This window comes from Pseudomonas sp. (assembly GCF_037994325.1).
Lineage (GTDB): Bacteria > Pseudomonadota > Gammaproteobacteria > Pseudomonadales > Pseudomonadaceae > Aquipseudomonas.
This window is the reverse complement of the sequence record NZ_JBBNAH010000083.1, coordinates 1-3,930: the sequence shown is the minus strand read 5'-3', so window position 1 is coordinate 3,930 and position 3,930 is coordinate 1. Positions and strand designations below refer to the sequence as shown.

At 60.8% G+C, this 3,930-nt stretch carries 4 protein-coding genes; all 4 read left to right on the top strand.

The genetic code is table 11. From position 1 onward, the window contains the following. The coding region (locus AAAB16_RS02675; protein ID WP_340661943.1) for a dihydrodipicolinate synthase family protein at positions 1–434 on the top strand (434 nt) is incomplete at its 5' end. Between the two features lie 63 nt (positions 435–497). Beyond that, entirely contained in the window at positions 498–1,946 is a 1,449-nt protein-coding gene (locus tag AAAB16_RS02670; RefSeq protein ID WP_340661942.1) for an aldehyde dehydrogenase family protein, read from the top strand. 96 nt (positions 1,947–2,042) lie between these two features. Then, a complete protein-coding gene (gudD, locus tag AAAB16_RS02665; protein ID WP_340661941.1) occupies positions 2,043–3,398 on the top strand; it encodes a glucarate dehydratase in 1,356 nt (451 codons plus the stop codon). A 56-nt stretch (positions 3,399–3,454) separates the two neighbouring features. Then, on the top strand, positions 3,455–3,930 hold a 476-nt coding region (locus AAAB16_RS02660), incomplete at its 3' end, for an MFS transporter (RefSeq protein WP_340661940.1).

The window sequence follows — 3,930 nt, the reverse complement described above, 5'->3', positions numbered from 1 at the left end:
GCCCGAACCTGATCGGCTACAAAGATGGCCTGGGCGATATCGAGCTGATGGTGTCGATCCGTCGTCGCCTCGGTGACCGTTTCAGCTACCTCGGCGGCTTGCCGACCGCTGAAGTTTACGCCGCTGCCTACAAGGCCCTGGGCGTACCGGTTTACTCCTCGGCGGTGTTCAACTTCATCCCGAAAACCGCGATGGATTTCTACCACGCCATTGCCCGCGACGATCACCAGACCGTTGGCAAAATCATCGACGACTTCTTCCTGCCGTACCTGGACATCCGCAACAAGCGCGCCGGTTACGCCGTGAGCATCGTTAAAGCTGGCGCCAAAATTGCTGGCTACGACGCTGGCCCAGTACGCGCACCACTGACCGACTTGCTGCCCGCCGAATACGAGCAACTGGCCGCGCTGATCCACGCGCAAGGTCCGCAATAACCGCTTATTCCGTTCTTAAACCAGCCGCTTATTGAGCGGCTGTGGTTTCTTCAGGAGGCTCCCGTGGCCAACAGCGAACACAAGCGTTTTGACAACTTCATCGGCGGCGAGTGGGTGGCTGGCGCCAGCTACTCAGATAACGTCAACCCATCTGACCTGGCCGATGTGATTGGTGAATACGCCCAAGCCGACGTCGCCCAAGTTAACCAAGCCATTGCTGCCGCCCGCGCCGCGTTTCCGGCTTGGTCCACCTCCGGCATCCAGGCGCGTAGCGACTCCCTGGATAAAGTCGGCAGCGAAATCCTCGCCCGCCGCGAAGAGCTGGGTAACTTGCTGGCCCGGGAAGAGGGCAAGACCCTGCCCGAAGCCATCGGCGAAGTCACCCGTGCTGGCAATATCTTTAAGTTCTTCGCTGGCGAATGCCTGCGTCAGGCCGGTGAAGTGTTGGCCTCGGTACGCCCTGGCGTTTCCGTCGAAGTAACCCGCGAGCCGCTGGGCGTGGTGGGTTTGATCACCCCGTGGAACTTCCCCATCGCCATTCCGGCGTGGAAGATTGCCCCGGCCCTGGCCTACGGCAACTGCGTGGTGCTGAAACCGGCTGACTTGGTACCGGGCTGCGCCTGGGCCATCGCCGAAATCATTTCCCGTGCTGGCTTCCCAGCCGGCGTGTTTAACCTGGTGATGGGGGCTGGCCGTGTGGTCGGCGAAACCATCGTCAACAACAAGCACGTAGATGGCATCAGCTTCACCGGCTCGGTCGGTGTTGGCCGCAATATCGCCAACCAGTGCGTGGCCCGTGGCGCCAAAGTGCAGTTGGAAATGGGCGGCAAAAACCCGCAAATCATCCTCGACGACGCTGACCTTAAAGTCGCTGTGGAGTTGGCGGTACAAAGCGCCTTCTACTCCACTGGCCAGCGTTGCACCGCCTCCAGCCGTTTGATCGTGACTGCCGGCATTCACGACAAGTTCGTCGAAGCGGTGGCCGAGCGTATGAAGTCGATCAAGGTGGGCCACGCCCTGAAAGCCGGCACCGATATCGGCCCGGTGGTTTCCAGAGCCCAACTCGACCAAGACCTTAGCTATATCAGCATCGGCCAGGAAGAGGGCGCACGCCTGGTGGCGGGCGGCGGTTTGGTCACCTGCGACACCGAGGGCTATTTCCTCGCGCCAACGCTGTTTGCCGACAGCACCGCCGAGATGCGCATCAGCCGCGAAGAAATCTTTGGCCCGGTAGCCAACGTGGTGAAGGTGGCGGATTACGAAGCAGCCCTGGCCATGGCCAACGACACCGAATTCGGTCTGTCGGCAGGCATTGCCACCACCTCGCTGAAATACGCCAACCACTTCAAACGTCACGCCCAGGCCGGCATGGTGATGATCAACCTGCCAACCGCAGGCGTGGATTACCACGTGCCGTTTGGTGGCCGTAAAGGCTCGTCCTACGGCTCCCGTGAGCAGGGCCGTTACGCCGCCGAGTTCTACACCACGGTAAAAACCACCTACATCGGTTAAGCCCGAGTCGGTGACGGGGAGGGCGGCGCAGGCCGCTTCCCCACGATAAAAAACGAATTCAGCCAGTCCCGCATAAAAACAAATAGGGAAACGGTTATGAACACAGCACGCTCCGGGCAGGCGCACGCCAGCGCACCCGTCATTACAGAACTGCAGGTTGTGCCGGTTGCCGGGCACGACAGCATGCTGCTCAACCTGAGCGGCGCCCATGGTCCGTTCTTTACCCGCAACATCCTTATTCTTAAAGACAGCGCCGGGAACACCGGGGTTGGCGAAGTGCCGGGCGGCGAACGCATTCGCCAGACCCTGGAAGATGCCCGCAGCCTGCTGCTGGGCCAATCCATCGGCAACTTCAACGGCTTGCTCAATCAGGTGCGCCAGACCTTTGCCGACCGCGACAGCGGCGGCCGTGGCCTGCAAACCTTTGACCTGCGTATCACCATCCATGCCGTTACTGCGCTGGAATCGGCCCTGCTCGATTTGCTTGGTCAGTTCCTCGGCGTGCCGGTCGCCGCCTTGCTTGGCGAAGGTCAGCAGCGCGATGCGGTGGAGATGCTTGGCTACCTGTTCTATGTGGCTGATCGCAGCAAAACCGACCTCGGCTATCGCAGCGAAGACGACGCCGACGACGCCTGGTTTCGCGTGCGCAACCAAACCGCACTGACGCCTGAAAGCATCGTCCGCCAAGCCGAAGCCGCCCATGCCCGCTACGGGTTTAACGACTTCAAGCTCAAAGGCGGTGTACAAGCAGGCAGCGCTGAAGTCGAGGCCATTCGCGCCCTGGCCGAACGCTTTCCCGATGCCCGTATCACCCTGGACCCCAACGGCGGTTGGTCGCTAAAAGAGGCAGTGAGTCTGTGCCGCGATCTGCATGGCGTACTGGCCTATGCCGAAGACCCCTGCGGCGCCGAAAACGGCTTCTCTGGCCGTGAAGTAATGGCCGAGTTTCGCCGTGAAACCGGGCTGCTCACCGCCACCAATATGATCGCCACTGACTGGCGCCAGATGGGCCACTGCATTCAATTGCAGTCGGTCGATATTCCCCTGGCCGATCCGCACTTCTGGACCATGCAAGGCTCGGTACGCGTGGCGCAAATGTGCAACGACTGGGGCCTGACCTGGGGTTCGCACTCCAACAATCACTTCGATATTTCCCTGGCGATGTTTACCCATGTGGCCGCTGCCGCGCCGGGCAAAGTTACCGCCATCGACACCCATTGGATCTGGCAGGACGGCCAGCACCTGACCCACAACCCGCTGCAAATCGTCGGCGGCAAGGTGCAGGTGCCGACCACCCCAGGGCTGGGCGTGGAGCTGGATTGGGAAGCCCTGGCCAAGGCCCACGAGCTGTACCTGGGCATGGGCCTGAACGCCCGCGATGACGCGGTCGCCATGCAGTACCTGATACCCAACTGGACTTTTGATAACAAACGACCTTGTCTGGTGCGCTAACGCCCCACGGTCACCCCAACTACCCCGCCACAACAACAAAAGTGGGAGCACATAACGTGCAAGAGACAAAACCAACCCGTAAGCGCTACCTGATACTGCTGATGCTGTTTCTGGTGACCACCATTAACTACGCCGACCGCGCGACCATCGCCATCGCCGGTTCCAGCTTGCAAAAAGACCTGGGTATTGATGCGGTAACCCTCGGTTATGTGTTCTCCGCCTTTGGGTGGGCCTATGTGCTGGGGCAGATTCCCGGCGGCTGGTTGCTTGACCGTTTCGGCTCCAAACGTGTGTATGCCGCCGGCATTTTTGCCTGGTCGCTGTTCACCTTGCTGCAAGGGTTTGTCGGCGGTATGCCGGTGGCCTGGGCGGTGACCACGCTGTTTATCCTGCGCTTTATGGTCGGCTTTGCCGAAGCGCCATCCTTTCCCGGTAACGCGCGCATTGTTGCTGCCTGGTTCCCCACCGCAGAGCGCGGCACGGCCTCGGCGATCTTCAACTCGGCGCAATACTTTGCCACCGTGTTGTTCGC